The organism is Moorena sp. SIO3B2 (assembly GCF_010692525.1).
GTDB classification, from domain to species: domain Bacteria; phylum Cyanobacteriota; class Cyanobacteriia; order Cyanobacteriales; family Coleofasciculaceae; genus Moorena; species Moorena producens.
Genome location: NZ_JAAHHE010000150.1, coordinates 1 through 15,810 on the forward strand (window position 1 = coordinate 1; position 15,810 = coordinate 15,810).

Sequence of the window (15,810 nt, forward strand, 5' to 3'; positions counted from 1 at the left end):
GGATAAGGTAGCTGACCCTATCCGCATCACTGGGGAAGTAGTTCAATATGGGGATATGTTTGTTCTCAAAGCTGACCCAGAAAGTTATGAACTGGTGACTCAGTAAAGCTGGGGATGATGGGCAATCGATGGGTAACGGAATTACCTACACTCCTCCCTTATGCCACACTTCTCTAGGATTTGACAAATTATCTTAAATATGTATTAACAGAAAAGAATAGATTTAGGTATCCTTGCCCCCCCCTTTTAGGTGTTCTATCGTCATTAATTTACCCATTCCTATGATTACTTGACTAATGCTTTACTAGGAAAGGATACACCACTCTTCCTCAATAACGGAAATGATTGCCAATAGTATCAATAACCTTAACCCCAAATTGCTGCTAGTTGTCTCCCGAGCCCTGGCAGCATTGCGACCCTCGGTGATTGCTTTCCTAATTGCCAACGCTAGTATGCTCAGTGGCGGGAAGGAAACACCAATATCGTTTTGTAACGTTCTGTTTGTTGGCAATCTCTGTGCGTCTTTAGCAGTGGTGGCTTTTTTTGGAGCAATTCCTATTCTAAATGAACTCCGAAAGTTGAATGTAAAGCTGCTTCTGGGATTGTTTATTAATGGTTGTTTAGCCGCCTTACTGTCTGCACTGATTTTCCTGGGACTACAACACACTACTGTCACCAATGCGGTCTTATTGGGGCGATTTGGTCCGGTACTCTATGCTCTGGCAGGAGCACTTTTCTTTGGCAAGCGTATTCTGAAATGGGAATGGATTGGCTTTTCTATGATTGGCGTTGGTGTTGTTGCTATTGTTTTTAAAAGCAGTAATTATCAAATTAATCAGGGTGACCTTTTAATCCTGGCCTCAACGTTTTTGTATGCAGTTACTTCGATTATCGGCAAGTTGACCCTTTCTAAAAACAAGAGTTTATCGGTAATTGTCTTCAGCCGTAACTTTATATCAGCTGTAATATTTTTCGCGATCGCTAGTTATTTATTTGGTCCGTCTCATTTTGGAGATGTCTTTTCAGGTCAGCTTTGGATGGTGATGGGTATCTATGCGCTAATTATCATCGTGATTACCCAATTTCTCTGGTACGCTGCCCTAGAAAAGTTAGACTCCAAGACGGTGGGTAAGTGGACTGTATTATCCCCCGTATTTGGGATAGTTTATGCGCTAATTCTCAATGGAGAACGCCCTTCACTGATGCAAGTAATAGCATTTATTGTGATCATGATTGGAGTGTCGATCACTAACTTTAGTAAACAACAGCCCCAACCGATAAAAGAAATTGCAGCTAGAGGAGAAAGTTCTGCCTCTATGTAGTAGATAGCAGTTATAACTTCTTTGAAGTACTTTCGTTCTGGATTTTAGGGAGTCGGGAGTCGGGAGCGGTGCGACCCGTGGCGAATTTAATTACGGGTCAAGCGCACCGAGGGAGTCGGGAGTCAGGAGCCTGGGCGTGGGGAGGGGTGAGTGGTAAAAAATAATTTTCTGTACCTCATAAGTATAATAATTGCTATAAAAGGAGTAGAAAAGAGTTAGTAATCGGTAGAGTTTAATTAGCTTGTAATTTAATTAATGTCAGAAGCAATGTCAGAAGTAATATAAGAATTAAGCTAAGATGAAATTACTTTCCATTTGCAATCCTTCTCGATACTCTAGTCCGTTACTGGACATACCCATCTTTTACCAACGGCTAGCCCTTGACGAACGATTTGAATTATTCCATATCCCTACTGAGGGCGTCTTCACCCAAGGAGCAAATACTGAATTGATTCAGGTAGCTCCGGTGAAGGGAATACTACCTTACACTACCTTTCTTGAATTAGATTCACAAGTCCGGGATTGGCGATCGCTAGAGGAGTTTGACTTGGTATTTTGTCGCACCTTAAAGCCTTTTCCTGAAGGATATCTAGATAGACTACGATTGTGGGAACCGTTTGTAAAATTTGTTAACAGTCCTACTGGAATTCATGAGCAAATTCAGCAAGAATTCTTCCTCAAAGTAGCCAGTAAATTTACACCAGACATGATAGTAACCGGTAGCTGGATGGAAGGATTGGCTTTTTTTGAAAAGCACCAAGTTATTGTTGCTAAGCGATATAATAGTTGTGGTGGTAGAGGAGTTTTTAAAATTTGGTATCACAACGGTCATTTCTTAGTGGATAATCCCTTGGCAGCTACCAGGGAGTTTAGTCACTTTTCCGAGGTGATGAATTATCTGAAAGGTTCCACAGGTAAACCACTACAATTTGTGAAATACTTGGAGGGAGTTGATGTGGGAGACAAGCGGATTGTTGTGGTAGATGGTGAAATTTACGGTGCCTATATCCGCCGTTCGAAAAGTGGTCATTGGGTGCATAATGTCAGCGTAGATGGAGAATGTTTTTTATCAGATATCAGCTCTGAAGAAAAAGAAGCAATTGACGCCACCTTTGAACACTATCGCTGTCGGGGTATACATACCTTGGGATATGACTTTTTGATGAATGATGAGGGTAACTGGTGCATTAGCGAAATCAATGGAGGAAATATTGGTGGCTTTGCTAGATTAGAACTGTTAACCAACCAATCGATAATGGAGCGATTGTTTAGCTGGATGATTGAGTTTTATCGAAAGCCGAGAAAAAACCTATCGTTATCTTTGGTTGAGGATTAGGAGTGTTTAGTTCTCTAAATTATAATTGAGAGAGAGCAAATAATTACGGGCAACAAAATAAGTGCAGAAAAATGTCAACTAAACAAGAGAATTTCTGTGCAGATTTATCAGAGCATCCCAACATTCTGGTAAGGCAATATAAAGAGACTGATTTCCAAGCAATTGCATCTATCTATAACGAGTCTATCGTTGCAGGCAACAGTACGATGGATTGCCAATTTTATACCGCTGAGGACATGGAAGTACTCGCGAATAAGTTTGGCGATCGCGAAACCATACTGGTTGCAGAACGAGAAAGCTGTGTTATCGGGTGGGGTGTCATCAAGCGCTATAGCCCTCGCTTAGGCTACCGTGTTTGCTGCGAGATTTCGATTTATTTTTCTTTAGCGGAAACCGGTAAGGGTTACGGCAGTATTTTACAAACAGCATTGCTCAAGAAAGTTGAGGAGTTTTGCTATCACCATGTCGTTGCTAAAATTTTGGCCTGCAATCAAGGGAGTATTGAATTTCACAAGCGATTTGGATTTGAGGTTGTAGGTGTTCAAAAAGAAATTGGATTTTTCAAGGGACGCTGGCACGACATGGTTATTATGCAGCTTGTTTTATCCCATATCCTACCTTACCGTCCTTAAGTATAAAACTCTGTGTCGGAGTTTTGAAGATGGGAAGAGGGGACAACGGATAGTTCGAGCGGATGTAACGGATGGGAAGATGGGAAGGAGCTTGAAGATGGGGAGGGATTTCTTTCACGTTTCCATTGGGCTTGCTATAGCTTGAATAAATCTTTGATGATATGAGGAATAATCATCATGTGTCCTGAATAAAAATAAGCTGAGATAGTTCTCAATCTTTTTCAGAGGATAGTGAGGAATTTATCAGCGTTATCTCAGCCTAGAGCTTTAAGGTTTATGCAGTCAAGTCAACCAGTGAGGAATTATTAGTTAGGTAAATCTAGGGATGAGGGATTAAGTATTAGGGATTAGGCTTTGAATAGTAAACTCTAACACTATTATCCTAACACCATTGCCTGACCTAGTAATAGTATCAAGTTCGGTTAATCCATTCTAGGATGGTTAATCGCATTTTGTGGATTTACAATTTTAAATTTTTAAGTCTCCATTTTCAAGTGACGAACAACCAAGTTTTTTAAAAAATTAGAGGATGCAAAAATGATTCAGATTATTACTGGCATGAAGACTTCTGTATCCGACCAAAGTCTTCCCAAGAATATCCAGCGCTTAATTAGTAATATCCAAAGTCAGTCGGTATTGGTACCGAAAATTGCTCGTCAGTGCATTTTGGATGCACGCATCTCACCGGAAGACTTGATGGGATGGGCTGACTTTGATCATCCCATCACCGACAGCTACGGTCGAAAGCTACTTTACGAGTGCAATTCCTTTGAAATTATGGTGATGTCTTGGGCTCCAGGAGACTACAGCACGATTCATGACCATGGCGCAGCCCAATGGGGAGCAGTACAGTGCTTTGGGGAGGCGGAACACTACGTGTATACCTTGACAGATGGAGTGCTGCAAACCCTGAAGCGGCTGGACTTTAGGTCAGGAGAGGTAAAGGCGGTAGCTGACGATATGATTCACCAGATGGGGAACCCCGGAGAATCCTGCTTTTTTAGCCTTCATGTATACGGGACCGAAAACTCCAAGGGCTCCATCACTAGCAACGCACGAATCTTTGACCTGCTTGAAGGCAGCATTCAACGAACTGATGGAGGGGTGTTCTTCTGCTTGCCAGAGACACAAATTAAAGAACGGCACTACGGCTTACAAGCAGACACTGATACCACGCTCAGACACCACGAAAAAATGCGCGATCGCATTTGTCGAATCCTTGCAGTAGAGGACAATCCTCTACTCCGCTCAAAATTAGCGATGTTAGATGAGCAAATGTCACAGCTCAAGTCAACTAAATATAATTGGTAATTGGTAATTGCTAATTGGTAATTGCTAATTATTACTTGCTAAGTATTACTTTTCAATTTTCAGTTTTTAATTTTAAAATGACCAATGACTAAATCAATCAATCCAAACTAATTTGTGAACCCCATAGGTCTTGAGGTAGAAATGAGCGGTCCATTGGAATTGGTGCTACTGGTTCAGTTAGGGTAAATTTGCCACTCTCAATCCATTGCTTTAATTCCATAGCAACTTGCCGGGAGAGGAAAATACTAGCAAGAGGAGCTACACGTACTAATTTACCATCAATAGTGATCCGACCAGACTTCAGCTGAGCGTAGCTGACTAACCCAAAGGTTGGACGCACCCGTCTAGGAATGGCAAAATCTACCACTGGTGCAACAATGTCTTGATCTTGTACAGCACAACGTTGCACTACTTCTTCATTCAGTACTGGCATTGGTACGCCCACACCCAGCATCAGAGAGGGGCCATAATTTTTAAAGTAACAACCCCGCACCCATTTGGGGTTCATTTGCTTGGCATCTCCAATTAAAGCTAGAGTTGCTGCTGGTCCTATGGGTGTCTGATTGGGAAGGCGTTTTTGCAGTGGGAAGTGTTGGGTCCCTTCCCAAGCAATATAGCCAATACCTCCACCCATAAAAATCCGTGTGCCAATACCCACTAGCTTCAGTTCCGGATCATTGATTAGGGGTGAGATTGCTCCTGGGTTAGAGTAAACCGCATTGGAGAGTTTGGGCTGCAGCAAACCCAGATAAGTATACAAGGGGCGATCGCCTCCATTCACCCCTACAATGAAGTTTTGATACAGATTGCGGGGATTGAATAAGTAAAACTGATTAATCCTATCCTTAGTGATCGTGGTCTCAAAGGAGCTTCTAGGATAACAATCTGTCACCTGTCCAAGGGCTTGCAGGTTGACCGGTTTCCCAGCAATCAGGTCTTCAATGACATGACCACCACCCCTTTGCCTATGTTCTTCCATATCTGGAATCTCACGGTTATCTGGGTAGTCAACAACTTGAGTTGCTCCCAAAAACAAATCCACTGCTCCGAAGCCAGTGTAAGCTGGAACCCCATCTAACCAACATTTCCGTATTTTCACGGGTGGGTCAGTATGTCCCAAATTCATGATTGCTCCGGAAGACTCCATCTGCTCAAAGGTACCGGTAGTAATGATGTCTACTTCTTTCGCCGCCTGAGTCACACCGATGTCTGCCACCCGTGCTTTTAATTCTTCCACTGTCCACACTACGGCACAGTTACCCTCGATTTTGTCATTAATTTGAGCAATGGTTCGCATAGGGATTGGGAATGAGGAGAAGGGTTTTCCAAAATATCACTTGTCAGTGGTATCTTAGCTTACCTCCGTCAGCCGAGGGTGATCATAGGCAGTTGTTAAGTAAGTATTCAGCTATCAGCTATCAGCTATCAGCTATCAGCTATCAGCTATAGCGCTTTTTAAGCTAGTAAGGTACAAGTTTTTGGGTTTTAGGGAGCAGGGAGCAGGGAGTAGGGAGCAGTAAAGTCAGAAGAGGGAAAAGGTAAAAAATTATGTGTACCTCATGAGGCTAAAAACCGCTATATCAGCTATCAGCTATCAGCTAATGCGCACGCTACTTGAGGTGCTTTTGAATACAACAGGTAAGCATTGGAATAATGCTGAGTTACGTCAGCACCTCAAGTAGCGTGGACCTTTTGCCCACGGCTGACGGCTGACGGCTGACGGCTGACGGCTGACGGCTGACGGCTGACGGCTGAATGCTTAAGTTGTTAAAATCCATAGCTCGCGTTGTAACGGTTGAAGGCTTATGAAGGTTTACTCTTCCTCCTTCTCGATTTGATCTGATTTGTCGGATTTGGGGTGATTGTCCGATTCAGTGCTATCCTGGGAATCCTGTGATGTAGTCGGGCTGGCTAAATCAGGATCTGGTGATGCGATCGCAACGATTTCTGAAGGGGTCTGGGTATGTCTGATGGATATCGGACTAGTTTTCCATTGATCGAGGATATCTTTAATTAAAACTTCTTTGAGCCAAACCTGACCAACTACTGTTAATGGTAAAGCTAACAGTAAACCTAAAAAACCAAAGAATGTCGCGAAAAATACCTGAGCCAAAAGGGTTACTGCTGGTAGCAGGGATACCTGTTGCTTCATGACCAGGGGAGTTAGCAAATTACTTTCCACCTGCTGAATAATAATGTAGAGAATTAAAACAGCGATCGCTTTCCAGGGTGCATCTAGTAGAGCGATCGCAATCGGTGGGACTACACTCAATCCAGGGCCAATATTGGGGATAAATGTCAAGATACCTGCCAAAGCCGCCTGTGCCAGTGCCAGTTTAACTTGTAGGATGACCAAACCCACAAAACTTAAGCCAGAAATGGCAGCAATGTTAACGAGAATGCCTACTAACCACCCCCGTAAAGAGTGATCACATAGAGTCAAAATTTCATCAACTCGACGGCGATAGAAAGACGGGAAAAGTCGTATAAAGCTTTGACGATAAGCGTTGGGGTCAGCCAGTAGCATTATGGTCAAAACTAATACCAGCAAAACTTGGGCTACTACAGCCAAAGAGTTAAAGGCAATGGAGAATCCACCACCCAATAACTGATTAAGTAACGGTTGTAGCTGTTGAATTAGCTGATCTATTTGGAGCTCGGGGAAAGTAATCAGATCTGGGGGAAGACGCGCTGACAACACCTCCAACCACTGACCTAATTTTTCTATACCCCTAGGAACTTGATCAGTTAACTCTAGGACTTGGTCGGCAAAGGGTGGCACAATTAGCCAGTAAAACCCTACGGTTAGAGCAACCATCAGAAGAATTGACAGCAGCACAGCAAAAAGCCGTTTGATGCCAACCCGGCGGAATTTTTCCACCAAGATATTTAAGGCATTGGCAAGTACCACAGCAGTAAATATCAGCAGCAGTACTTTACGGATTTGCCACAGGATGTATAACGAAAGGATAAAGGCAAGTAGACCAATCCATGTGCCTAGACTCATGGTAAAACCTCGCAGTGGCTCTATGCAGTCCCAGACCTAATTTTAGTTGTATGGGGCTCAAAAACCTGATCTTACCTCAATTCTACAGATTTTAGGTTTTCAAATTTTAGGTTTTAAAAGAGACAGGATGCGATTAGCCCGAAGGGCTACGCTACGCGAACGCTCCGGGAGCAGAAGATGGGGGTGATGGGGTGATGGGGTGACAAGCAGCTTGAAAGGGAGGGTGACCGGGTTTAGGTAGGGTATCCTGCCCCTCGGGAAACATAACTATGCTCTTTTGAGTCTAATTAATCGCTTATACTCATCCTCAAGGAAGATATATTTAATGTTTATTTCCCATCGTTGGCAGTCCAGAATCGCTCTACTCACAGCATTGGGGATCACTTCAACTGTGGCGTTACCAATGTTGATGGCTACTCAAGCTACTGCCCAGTCTAGATTCTACATCGAGCCACAGTTGGCTCAATTTACCCAAGTCATCATTCCTGCTGGGACTTTGATACCAGTTGAATCCGACGACGCCAAGAGAATCATTGTCACTCGTAATGAAACTCTACCGATAACGGTGATAGTAGCTAGAGATGTAGTCTCCTTTTCAGGAACCCTCCTAATTCCAGCCGGTAGTGAGATTGAAGGTGAAGTGCGTCCAGTTAACAGAGGTTCTCAGTTTGTCGCCGAAGAGTTGATTCTCAGGGATAGTGATCAATCCTTATCTATTGATGCCACCTCCGAGGTTGTCACCAAAACTGAAACTATTACCAAAAACACTGATCCGGATTTGCTCAAAGGTGCTGCTATTGGTGCAGCTGCCGGGGCTGTACTTTCTGAAATCTTTGGTAAGCTTGAGTTTTGGGAAGTTTTAGCTGGTGCTGGACTCGGTTTGGTTACAGAACTTCTCCTTGCAGGAGGTCAGGAAGACGTAGAAGTAGTTGTCATCGACCCTGACACAGATTTAGATGTAACCTTGAAGTCTGATTTAGTCCTTAACATTGACAATCGCTAATCTGAAGGATGAAGGATGAACCCTTCACCCTTCATCCTTGACTTGATAATTAATAATTCATCCTACCCGACGGTAAAGCTATCAGGCGAAGATCCTTAATCGTTAATCTTACCCTACACCGAATTGCTAAGGGCGAACATCCTTGATAATGTAAGCATTCACTTATAGCGCTACGCGCAAGTAAGAAGTTAGAAGTCAGAAGTCAAAAGTAAGCTATGACTAAGTTTCGGAGTTTAGGAGCGATGCAGAGGTGCGACCCGTGGCGAATTTAATTCGCCAACGGAAAACGCACCATTACGGTCTTGGGGGTTTCCCCCATGAGCGACTGCATCAAGACAATGTCCTAACAGTAGCGCGTAGTGCTATATCAGCTATTAGCCTATGCGCTAAAGATAGTGCTACTTGAGGTGCTATCAGCGTGTCGCGTATCAGCTATCAGCCTATGCCCAACAGCTGACTGCTGACTGCTGACTGCTGACTGCTTACTTGATAATTCATTCTTAACCAAAAGTTACTGTCACCTTAATATTCATCTATTATTATCTATTACTATTAACTAGTTAGTCACCAGGTCGTCAGGATAGCTAAGCTGATGGATCTTTATCGCCGCCTTCTCTGGAGTACTATTTTGGTATTCAGTAGTTTAGTTACACAGATTCCAACAGCCTCAGCTGAAATTAAGGAATACCACGTCATCCTTAACTCTGATAGCAGTCAATCATTTGAACGCCTAATTCAGCAGACAGAGAATTTGGCTCAAACTAAACTAAATCAGGAATTTACCGGAAATCCTGATATTACCAGCATTTCTATGATGATTTTAGGTGAACGCAATGGTCAAGTAGTCCCTTTAATGATTGCAACAGTTTCTCGCTCTCAGTGGAAACAATTCCCCATAATCCAGCGATGGGCGAGTTATTTTAGCAATTCTGAAATGCTATTGGGGTTCAGAGCTTCTGATTCATCTCCAGCTCCTTCAAATCCACCTAAATCTTCAGTATTACTTGAAGCTTCATTGGAGGATGATCCAGGTTTTCGAGATGATTAACTAGTTGAATTAACTAGTTTAAATAAAAACTTGGCAACGGTTAACCTTAACTGTAGCAGTGTTAATCCTTTTTAGGTAATTATTTTCACAATTTAGTTTCACAGGTTAAGACTTAACTAATAAATAGTTAAGGTATGGTAAATCTTAATATCAACGAAAAAACACTATAAAGTTAAGACATGCTTAACCATCCAGTTAACCGCTCTTAACCTTAAAAAGATATATCTAATCAGTAGCTAAAAACTAGTACAAGCGTTTACCAACGCAATTTTTTTTAGTAATCAATGCTAGCCATATGAGCGACACCAGGGTATCAAAAAGTAGACAAATATCAGGGTTTAATAACCTTGGCTCACTACTTATGCTTTCAAACAGGGGTGTTCTCACGCTTGGACTGGTTTTCTACTGCAGCATAGCTATAAAATTATTAGCAACAGGGCTGAATTTGTTATAGCCTTTTGACGATTGTTTTTCAGCTAGCTCTGGTGGTAATGGTGCTCAAACTTTGTGATTCCGCTGATTCTTGTAGAGAGATAAAGAGATACTAGAATGTCTAAGCTAACTCGCAGAAAACTGCTAGTTTTCTTTGGGGCGAGTACTGCAGCTACTGTGTTGGCTCCTCAGATAGGCCAAAAACTGTTAGGTGGTGACTATAGTGTTGCCAATGCAGCTACCAGTACTATGGGTATTACCCCGGTGCGTTTACCCCATCCCTTGCCGATTTATCAAACTAAAAAAAGTGCCTTACCCACTGGCATTAATCAAAGCCAACTGCTTGAACCAAGTTCTGACATCAGTCTGGCTACCTACACGGTCATTGATGATGTAGTAGTACCGCCGGAGTACGAACGGTATGTAATTGTCAAATGGGGCGATCGCGTTTTCCCTAATCCAGACGATTATTTTGGCTATAACAACGACTACACTGGCTTTGTTCCTGTAGGTAGAAGCTCTAATGATGGCTATCTCTGGGTCAATCACGAATACGTTTCTTTTCCATTTTCTGACCTAGCTCCCGGTACTTCCAGCAGCTTAGCTGGATTCCCCACTAGCTTTGAGACGGTGATTGGCTATCCTCTACCGTCTAATGTGAATGATATAGAACTGCTTGGAGAATTTTTCTACAACCAAGGAGGTTCTATTGTTCGCATCCGTCGCAATGGTTCCGGTGAACGTTACCAAGTTGTTAAGGATGACTCCAAGAACCGTCGCATTCACGGTCTTTCTGGTTTAGGAATCAATGCTCAGCGGAGTGATGAGTTTAAGAGTGTTACCTCTTGGGGCTCCAGAAGCCATCAGCAAGGGGATCAAAACTACCTGGTGGGAACAGGACCAGCAGCAACTGAAGTGTTTTCTCTGAGTTCCGATGGCTTAGGGAACAAGATTATCGGTACTGCTTACAACTGTTCCGGTGGAACTACCCCTTGGGGTACCATTTTGACTACTGAAGAAAATTTCCAGGGTAGTGCCAGATTCTTCAATGGTGTTACTGAAGCTGTGCTACCTAATGGCACTCAGACTGGCTACACCGAAGGTACCACTGGGTCTGTATTCGGTCTGGTCGGTGAAAAGTATGGCTGGATGGTAGAGATTGATCCAGTTAACCCTAGTGTTCGTGCTAAGAAGCACACTGCGTTGGGACGCTTCCGTCACGAAAATATTACTTTCCGTACTGAGGCTGGTAATAAGTTAGTTGCTTACATGGGAGATGACCGCCGGGGTGGTCACACCTGGAAGTATGTTAGTAAGGGCAAACTGCGGGGCCTCAGTGATAAAGATAACAGTAAGTTATTTGAAGAAGGTACTCTCTACGTTGCTAAATTCAATTCCAATGGCACAGGTGAGTGGATACCATTGGTCTTGAGTACTCCCACCAATCCCAATGCTCCCTCTGAACTGGCTTCTGTTGAGCTAGCTGCTTTAGGTGAGGCACAACGAGATGGTCGGGTGCGCTTACCAAAGCGTGCTGGTATTGCTGGTGCTACTGAGGATGGTGGCTCGTTGGTGGTAGATCTCACTAATGAAGCAACTGCCCTCCCTGGTTATAAGAAGAAAACCCTGGCAGATTTCTACACTAGCCAAGGTGCTATTGTCGTTGATTCTTTCCTGGCAGCTAATCTAGTTGGTGGTACTCCCTCATCCCGCCCTGAGGATCTAGAAGTCCATCCCCGGACTAAAGCGGTATTCATTGCCTATACCGACCATATTGCTGGTGGAGATGGCTATCCAGATTCCCGGATCTTCCAAACTGCTAAACTCAACGCTGATGTTGATGCTAAGCAGCCTTCTGGTGGGATTTACAAGATTATTGAAAACAGCGCTGATGGTACAGGTACTAGCTTCCGCTGGACTCGATTCGTGGAATCTGGAGAAGCTGGAGCAGACGATGGTGCTGGTTTTGCTAATGTAGATAACTTAGCCTTCGATACTAAAGGTAATATCTGGGGTGTCACCGATATGTCTACTAGTCAGCACAACGGTTTTAGAACTGGTGCTGAGCCAACAGAACGCACCATTGACCACACCGACACTGGTGCTACTAGTTCTTTGGTTGGGGTTTATGGTAACAACTGGGTGTTCTATGTTCCCACTAGTGGGCCTAATGCTGGGGAAGTCATCCCCTTTGCTTATGGTCCAGTGCGTTGCGAGATAACTGGTCCAACCTTTATTGGTGATACTCTAATTGTTGCAGTACAGCATCCTGGGGAAAGTGTACCCATTGGTGCAGGTCAGCCGCCTCTGCAACGAGATATTGAAATCCTGAACTTGGATGGAAGTCTGTTTACTCAGAGCCGGACTGTACCTCTTGGTAGTAACTGGCCTAGTAGCTTACCTAAGGCTGATGGTGGTGATGGCAATCCCTCTGGACCACCCCGTCCTTCTGTAGTTGGTATTCGTCGCAAGTCTGGTGAAAGGCTTGTTTAGACTAATGTTGGTTTAGACTAATGGTAAGCATTCAGCTATCAGCCGTCAGCCGTCAGCTTATTTTATTCACAAGCACCATGAGTAGCCTAAGCTATGGGCATAAACTATTCGCTTAGCATGGCCTCAGACCTTGAGCACTTCAAGTAGCGTGGGCGTAGGTTGTTAGCTGATAGCTGATAACTGATAGCTGACGGCTGAATGCTTACGACTATGTTTGTTTAGACAAGACAGCAGAATGAGATAAGACATTTTATCTTTCCCATTCTCTACCTGATTTTTACACCTTTACAATTTAGATGCTGGCGTTCGTTTATAGATTCGTCAGCTTTTTTTTGTTTTTATGTAAGCATTCAGCGTGTCGCGTATCAGCTATCAGCTTATGGGCAGGCTTGGCCAAAGGCCAAAGTCCAATGGCTGACTGCTGTTCGAGTAGCTTGCGCCTAGGACATATGCTTAGATGGGCAAATCCCCAGACTTTCAATGTTGTAAAATCTCGAACTATTCAATTCTCCCGTTTGATGTTTATTTTTTGATGTTTATTTTAAGCATTAGGCACCTCAAGTAGCGTGGCCATTCGCGTAGGGTGGCCCAAAGGCCAAGGCCAACGGCTGACAGCTGACGGCTGAATGCTTACATTTCAATCGCCTAAAACGACTACTGCTAGGATAAACTATCGCCAATTTTGATAAAGTTAGCAAAAAAGCTATCTAGATCAGCTTCGTTAATATTTGGGTTGCTGAGAATGAAGCGAATTAGAATCTGTTCTTGATAGTGAGAGTAATTGACTAATGCTTGACCGGAGCGCATTAATTGATCACGTATTTCCAGATTAAGCTGATCTAAACCATGATTAGACAGACTGTTATCTCTGGGATTATAGCGAAAACAGATATTCAAAAATGTTGGTTGAACTATCAATTGTAATTTCTCACAACTGCGAATATAATCCGCCGCGTAGCTAGCGAGTTCAAACAAGCGGTCAACCCGTGCTTCATAACCACTTTTGCCGTAGTATTTCCAGGCTAGCCACAGCTTAAGGGCATCTACTTTCCGCCCACACTGCAAGGACATAGCTCCGAGATTATAGGAACTATCTTCATCATCGTGGAAGATATAGTGAGTACCTTGACTAGAACAAGCCTCCAAATACTGTCCTGGTATATCATCTAGTGCATCAAAAAACTCTTCTTGGCTGTTAACAAGATAGGTTTGGGGAGAATAGTCACTGAACAGCTGAAAGGTTTTATATTTGTTGGTGCAAATTTCGTTAATTTCCTGACAGTTAAGAACTGGGATAGTTCCATCAGAGCTAAACAATCCTTTATCGAAAATGACATCAGCTTTGATAGGACCGGTTTCTATCACTTCTCCATCTCGTAATTCCCAACTCTGGGAAAATTGTCCTGACCCTAGATAAGAAGATTGGTGACGAACAACACGAAAATTGGCACCACAGGCTTCTATTGCTTCACCAAGTTGGGCAATGTGTCGTATGTACTTTTTTTTAGTAAATGGGTAGGCAAAGGTGCCTGCTTCCTCAAAAAAGACAGCAACAGTTTTCAAGGTTGACCTCAAACTGGGCATCAACAAAAAATTATGGCGTTGCTGATTCTGGGTATGGTTTCGCCCCCCTAGCCCCCCAATTTTGGGGGGAACAAAACTCTCAAAGTCCCCCATAATTGGGGGATTTAGGGGGCTTTAATAAAACCAGATGATCGCGCATTCATTCCTTAATTCAGCAACGCCAAAATTATAGCAATTTTTTAAGGAAGCAGGATTTTTGGCAAGGGTTTACGAGATGCGATCGCATATCCCCTTACCAGCTTCTGCTGAGGTTCTAGCCAATGCGTCCGCTAATATAAGCTTCTGTCTGTGAGTTCGCGGGTCGTTCAAAGATTTGCCTAGTCTCCCCAAACTCCATCATTGCCCCTAAGTACATAAACGCGGTATAATCCGATATCCTTGCTGCCTGTTGCATGCTGTGAGTCACAATCAAAATTGTGACCTGTTTCTTCAGCTCAGCGATTAATTCTTCAATGCTGGAAGTAGCAATAGGGTCAAGGGCAGAGGTGGGTTCATCGAATAAAATAATCTCTGGGTCAGCCACTAAAGCCCGGGCAATACAAAGACGTTGTTGTTGACCTCCAGATAGGTTATAGGCTGAGTCATAGAGGCGGTCTTTTACTTCATCCCACAAAGCCGCTCCCCGCAAGGCTTTCTCCATTTTGTCTTCAATCACACGACGCCTATTTTCACCGCGCACTCGCAACCCATAGGCAACATTATCATAAATTGATTTAGGAAAAGGATTAGGCTTTTGGAATACCATGCTAATCCGCATCCGCACTTCTATCGGGTCAATTTTCTTACCTAAAATGTTGACATCGGAGTCGAGCCAGATTGCTCCTTCGTAGCGATTACCAGGATAAAGGTCATGCATACGATTGAAGCATCGCAGTAAAGTGGTTTTGCCACACCCTGATGGTCCAATTAGGGCGGTTACTTGTTTTTCTGGCACCACTAAACTAATACTTTTGAGAGCTTTAAATGAACCATAGTAAAAACTGAGGTTATCCACCTCAGCTTTGGCGTTACTAATGGTTGAGTCGGATAATTTATCAGATAGTTTCTCTACCATTTTAGACCTTTACGGAAGCGATAGCGTAGATAAATAGCAATACCATTCATAGCCAGGGTCATAGCAATCAAGACTGTACCGGCTGCAGCAGCATTTGCCTCAAATGCCCGTTCAGGTCTAGATACCCAGGTAAACATCTGAATCGGCATAACTGTGAATTCAGCTTGAACCCATGCAAATAGCTGCTGTAAGTTTAGATAGGGAAATTCACCCTGAAAGGGAATATAAGGAAATGCGCTGTTTAATGGAGAATCTGGCAAAAAGCGAATAAATACTAGAGCACCAATGGTAACCACAGGAGCAGTTTCTCCAATTGCCCGAGATAAACCAATGATTACGCCTGTAAGAATACTACCAAAGGAATAGGGCAAAACATGATCCCAAATCATTTGCCACTTACTGGCTCCCAGGGCATAAGCAGCCTCCCGGAGATGATTAGGAATTGCCCGCAGTGCCTCTCTTGTGGTGACAATCACCACTGGCAGAATTAACAACGCTAAGGTCAAACCTGCTGAGAGAATGCTTCGACCTAAATTTAACTCATAGACGAATAAGCCCAAGGCTAATAAACCATAGACAATGGAGGGA

The 15,810-nt window shown here is 43.4% G+C and carries 13 protein-coding genes; 8 read left to right on the forward strand and 5 right to left on the reverse strand.

Annotated features, from left to right (window positions below):
• Positions 1–341: 341 nt before the first annotated feature.
• The 4 genes from F6K38_RS24450 to F6K38_RS24465 all read left to right on the forward strand — a co-directional run bounded on the left by F6K38_RS24450 (position 342) and on the right by F6K38_RS24465 (position 4,601).
• On the forward strand, positions 342–1,322 hold the full coding sequence (locus tag F6K38_RS24450; protein ID WP_071106028.1) for a DMT family transporter: 981 nt from the start codon (positions 342–344) through the stop codon (positions 1,320–1,322).
• A gap of 298 nt (positions 1,323–1,620) precedes the next feature.
• Positions 1,621–2,658: an ATP-grasp domain-containing protein gene (locus tag F6K38_RS24455; protein WP_287357721.1), complete on the forward strand. Its 1,038-nt coding sequence runs from the start codon at positions 1,621–1,623 to the stop codon at positions 2,656–2,658.
• Positions 2,659–2,729: 71 nt separating this feature from the next.
• On the forward strand, positions 2,730–3,290 hold the full coding sequence (locus F6K38_RS24460) for a GNAT family N-acetyltransferase (protein WP_287357724.1): 561 nt from the start codon (positions 2,730–2,732) through the stop codon (positions 3,288–3,290).
• Positions 3,291–3,827: 537 nt separating this feature from the next.
• Complete coding sequence (locus tag F6K38_RS24465) at positions 3,828–4,601, forward strand: cysteine dioxygenase family protein (RefSeq protein ID WP_287357727.1); 774 nt, start codon at positions 3,828–3,830, stop codon at positions 4,599–4,601.
• Between the two features lie 97 nt (positions 4,602–4,698).
• Here F6K38_RS24465 and F6K38_RS24470 read toward each other — a convergent pair whose 3' ends face one another.
• Positions 4,699–5,898 carry a homocysteine biosynthesis protein gene (locus F6K38_RS24470; protein WP_008177754.1) on the reverse strand — a complete coding sequence of 400 codons (1,200 nt, stop codon included), beginning with the start codon at positions 5,896–5,898 and terminating at the stop codon, positions 4,699–4,701.
• A gap of 516 nt (positions 5,899–6,414) precedes the next feature.
• Positions 6,415–7,608, reverse strand: a complete 1,194-nt coding sequence (locus tag F6K38_RS24475) for an AI-2E family transporter (RefSeq protein WP_008177751.1) — start codon at positions 7,606–7,608, stop codon at positions 6,415–6,417.
• 325 nt (positions 7,609–7,933) lie between these two features.
• Between F6K38_RS24475 and F6K38_RS24480 the strand changes: the two genes are divergently transcribed.
• From F6K38_RS24480 to F6K38_RS24495, 4 genes are all read left to right on the forward strand, one after another.
• On the forward strand, positions 7,934–8,611 hold the full coding sequence (locus F6K38_RS24480) for a TraB/TrbI/VirB10 family type IV secretion system protein (protein WP_008177749.1): 678 nt from the start codon (positions 7,934–7,936) through the stop codon (positions 8,609–8,611).
• Positions 8,612–8,870: 259 nt separating this feature from the next.
• Complete coding sequence (locus tag F6K38_RS24485; RefSeq protein ID WP_154659632.1) at positions 8,871–9,017, forward strand: hypothetical protein; 147 nt, start codon at positions 8,871–8,873, stop codon at positions 9,015–9,017.
• A gap of 186 nt (positions 9,018–9,203) precedes the next feature.
• On the forward strand, positions 9,204–9,659 hold the full coding sequence (locus F6K38_RS24490) for a hypothetical protein (protein WP_008177747.1): 456 nt from the start codon (positions 9,204–9,206) through the stop codon (positions 9,657–9,659).
• 549 nt (positions 9,660–10,208) lie between these two features.
• Entirely contained in the window at positions 10,209–12,584 is a 2,376-nt protein-coding gene (locus tag F6K38_RS24495) for a PhoX family protein (protein WP_008177746.1), read from the forward strand.
• A gap of 660 nt (positions 12,585–13,244) precedes the next feature.
• Here the strand turns inward: F6K38_RS24495 and F6K38_RS24500 are convergent.
• The 3 genes from F6K38_RS24500 to F6K38_RS24510 all read right to left on the reverse strand — a co-directional run.
• The gene (locus F6K38_RS24500; protein ID WP_287357730.1) at positions 13,245–14,261 is read right to left on the reverse strand and encodes a pyridoxal-dependent decarboxylase; all 1,017 of its coding nucleotides are present in this window, start codon (positions 14,259–14,261) and stop codon (positions 13,245–13,247) included.
• 160 nt (positions 14,262–14,421) lie between these two features.
• Complete coding sequence (gene pstB / locus F6K38_RS24505) at positions 14,422–15,222, reverse strand: phosphate ABC transporter ATP-binding protein PstB (RefSeq protein ID WP_008177738.1); 801 nt, start codon at positions 15,220–15,222, stop codon at positions 14,422–14,424.
• Positions 15,216–15,810: PstA family ABC transporter permease (locus F6K38_RS24510; RefSeq protein ID WP_287357733.1), on the reverse strand; the 595-nt coding region annotated here is incomplete at its 5' end. The genes F6K38_RS24510 and pstB, both read right to left, overlap by 7 nt.

Excerpts from the sequence above, each read along its gene's own strand:
- F6K38_RS24450 (WP_071106028.1), top strand. The coding sequence starts at position 342 with ATGATTGCCAATAGTATCAATAACCTTAACCCCAAATTGCTGCTAGTT.
- F6K38_RS24455 (WP_287357721.1), top strand. The coding sequence starts at position 1,621 with ATGAAATTACTTTCCATTTGCAATCCTTCTCGATACTCTAGTCCGTTA.
- F6K38_RS24460 (WP_287357724.1), top strand. The coding sequence starts at position 2,730 with ATGTCAACTAAACAAGAGAATTTCTGTGCAGATTTATCAGAGCATCCC.
- F6K38_RS24465 (WP_287357727.1), top strand. The coding sequence starts at position 3,828 with ATGATTCAGATTATTACTGGCATGAAGACTTCTGTATCCGACCAAAGT.
- F6K38_RS24470 (WP_008177754.1), bottom strand. The coding sequence starts at position 5,898 with ATGCGAACCATTGCTCAAATTAATGACAAAATCGAGGGTAACTGTGCC.
- F6K38_RS24475 (WP_008177751.1), bottom strand. The coding sequence starts at position 7,608 with ATGAGTCTAGGCACATGGATTGGTCTACTTGCCTTTATCCTTTCGTTA.
- F6K38_RS24480 (WP_008177749.1), top strand. The coding sequence starts at position 7,934 with ATGTTTATTTCCCATCGTTGGCAGTCCAGAATCGCTCTACTCACAGCA.
- F6K38_RS24490 (WP_008177747.1), top strand. The coding sequence starts at position 9,204 with ATGGATCTTTATCGCCGCCTTCTCTGGAGTACTATTTTGGTATTCAGT.
- F6K38_RS24495 (WP_008177746.1), top strand. The coding sequence starts at position 10,209 with ATGTCTAAGCTAACTCGCAGAAAACTGCTAGTTTTCTTTGGGGCGAGT.
- F6K38_RS24500 (WP_287357730.1), bottom strand. The coding sequence starts at position 14,261 with ATGGGGGACTTTGAGAGTTTTGTTCCCCCCAAAATTGGGGGGCTAGGG.
- pstB (WP_008177738.1), bottom strand. The coding sequence starts at position 15,222 with ATGGTAGAGAAACTATCTGATAAATTATCCGACTCAACCATTAGTAAC.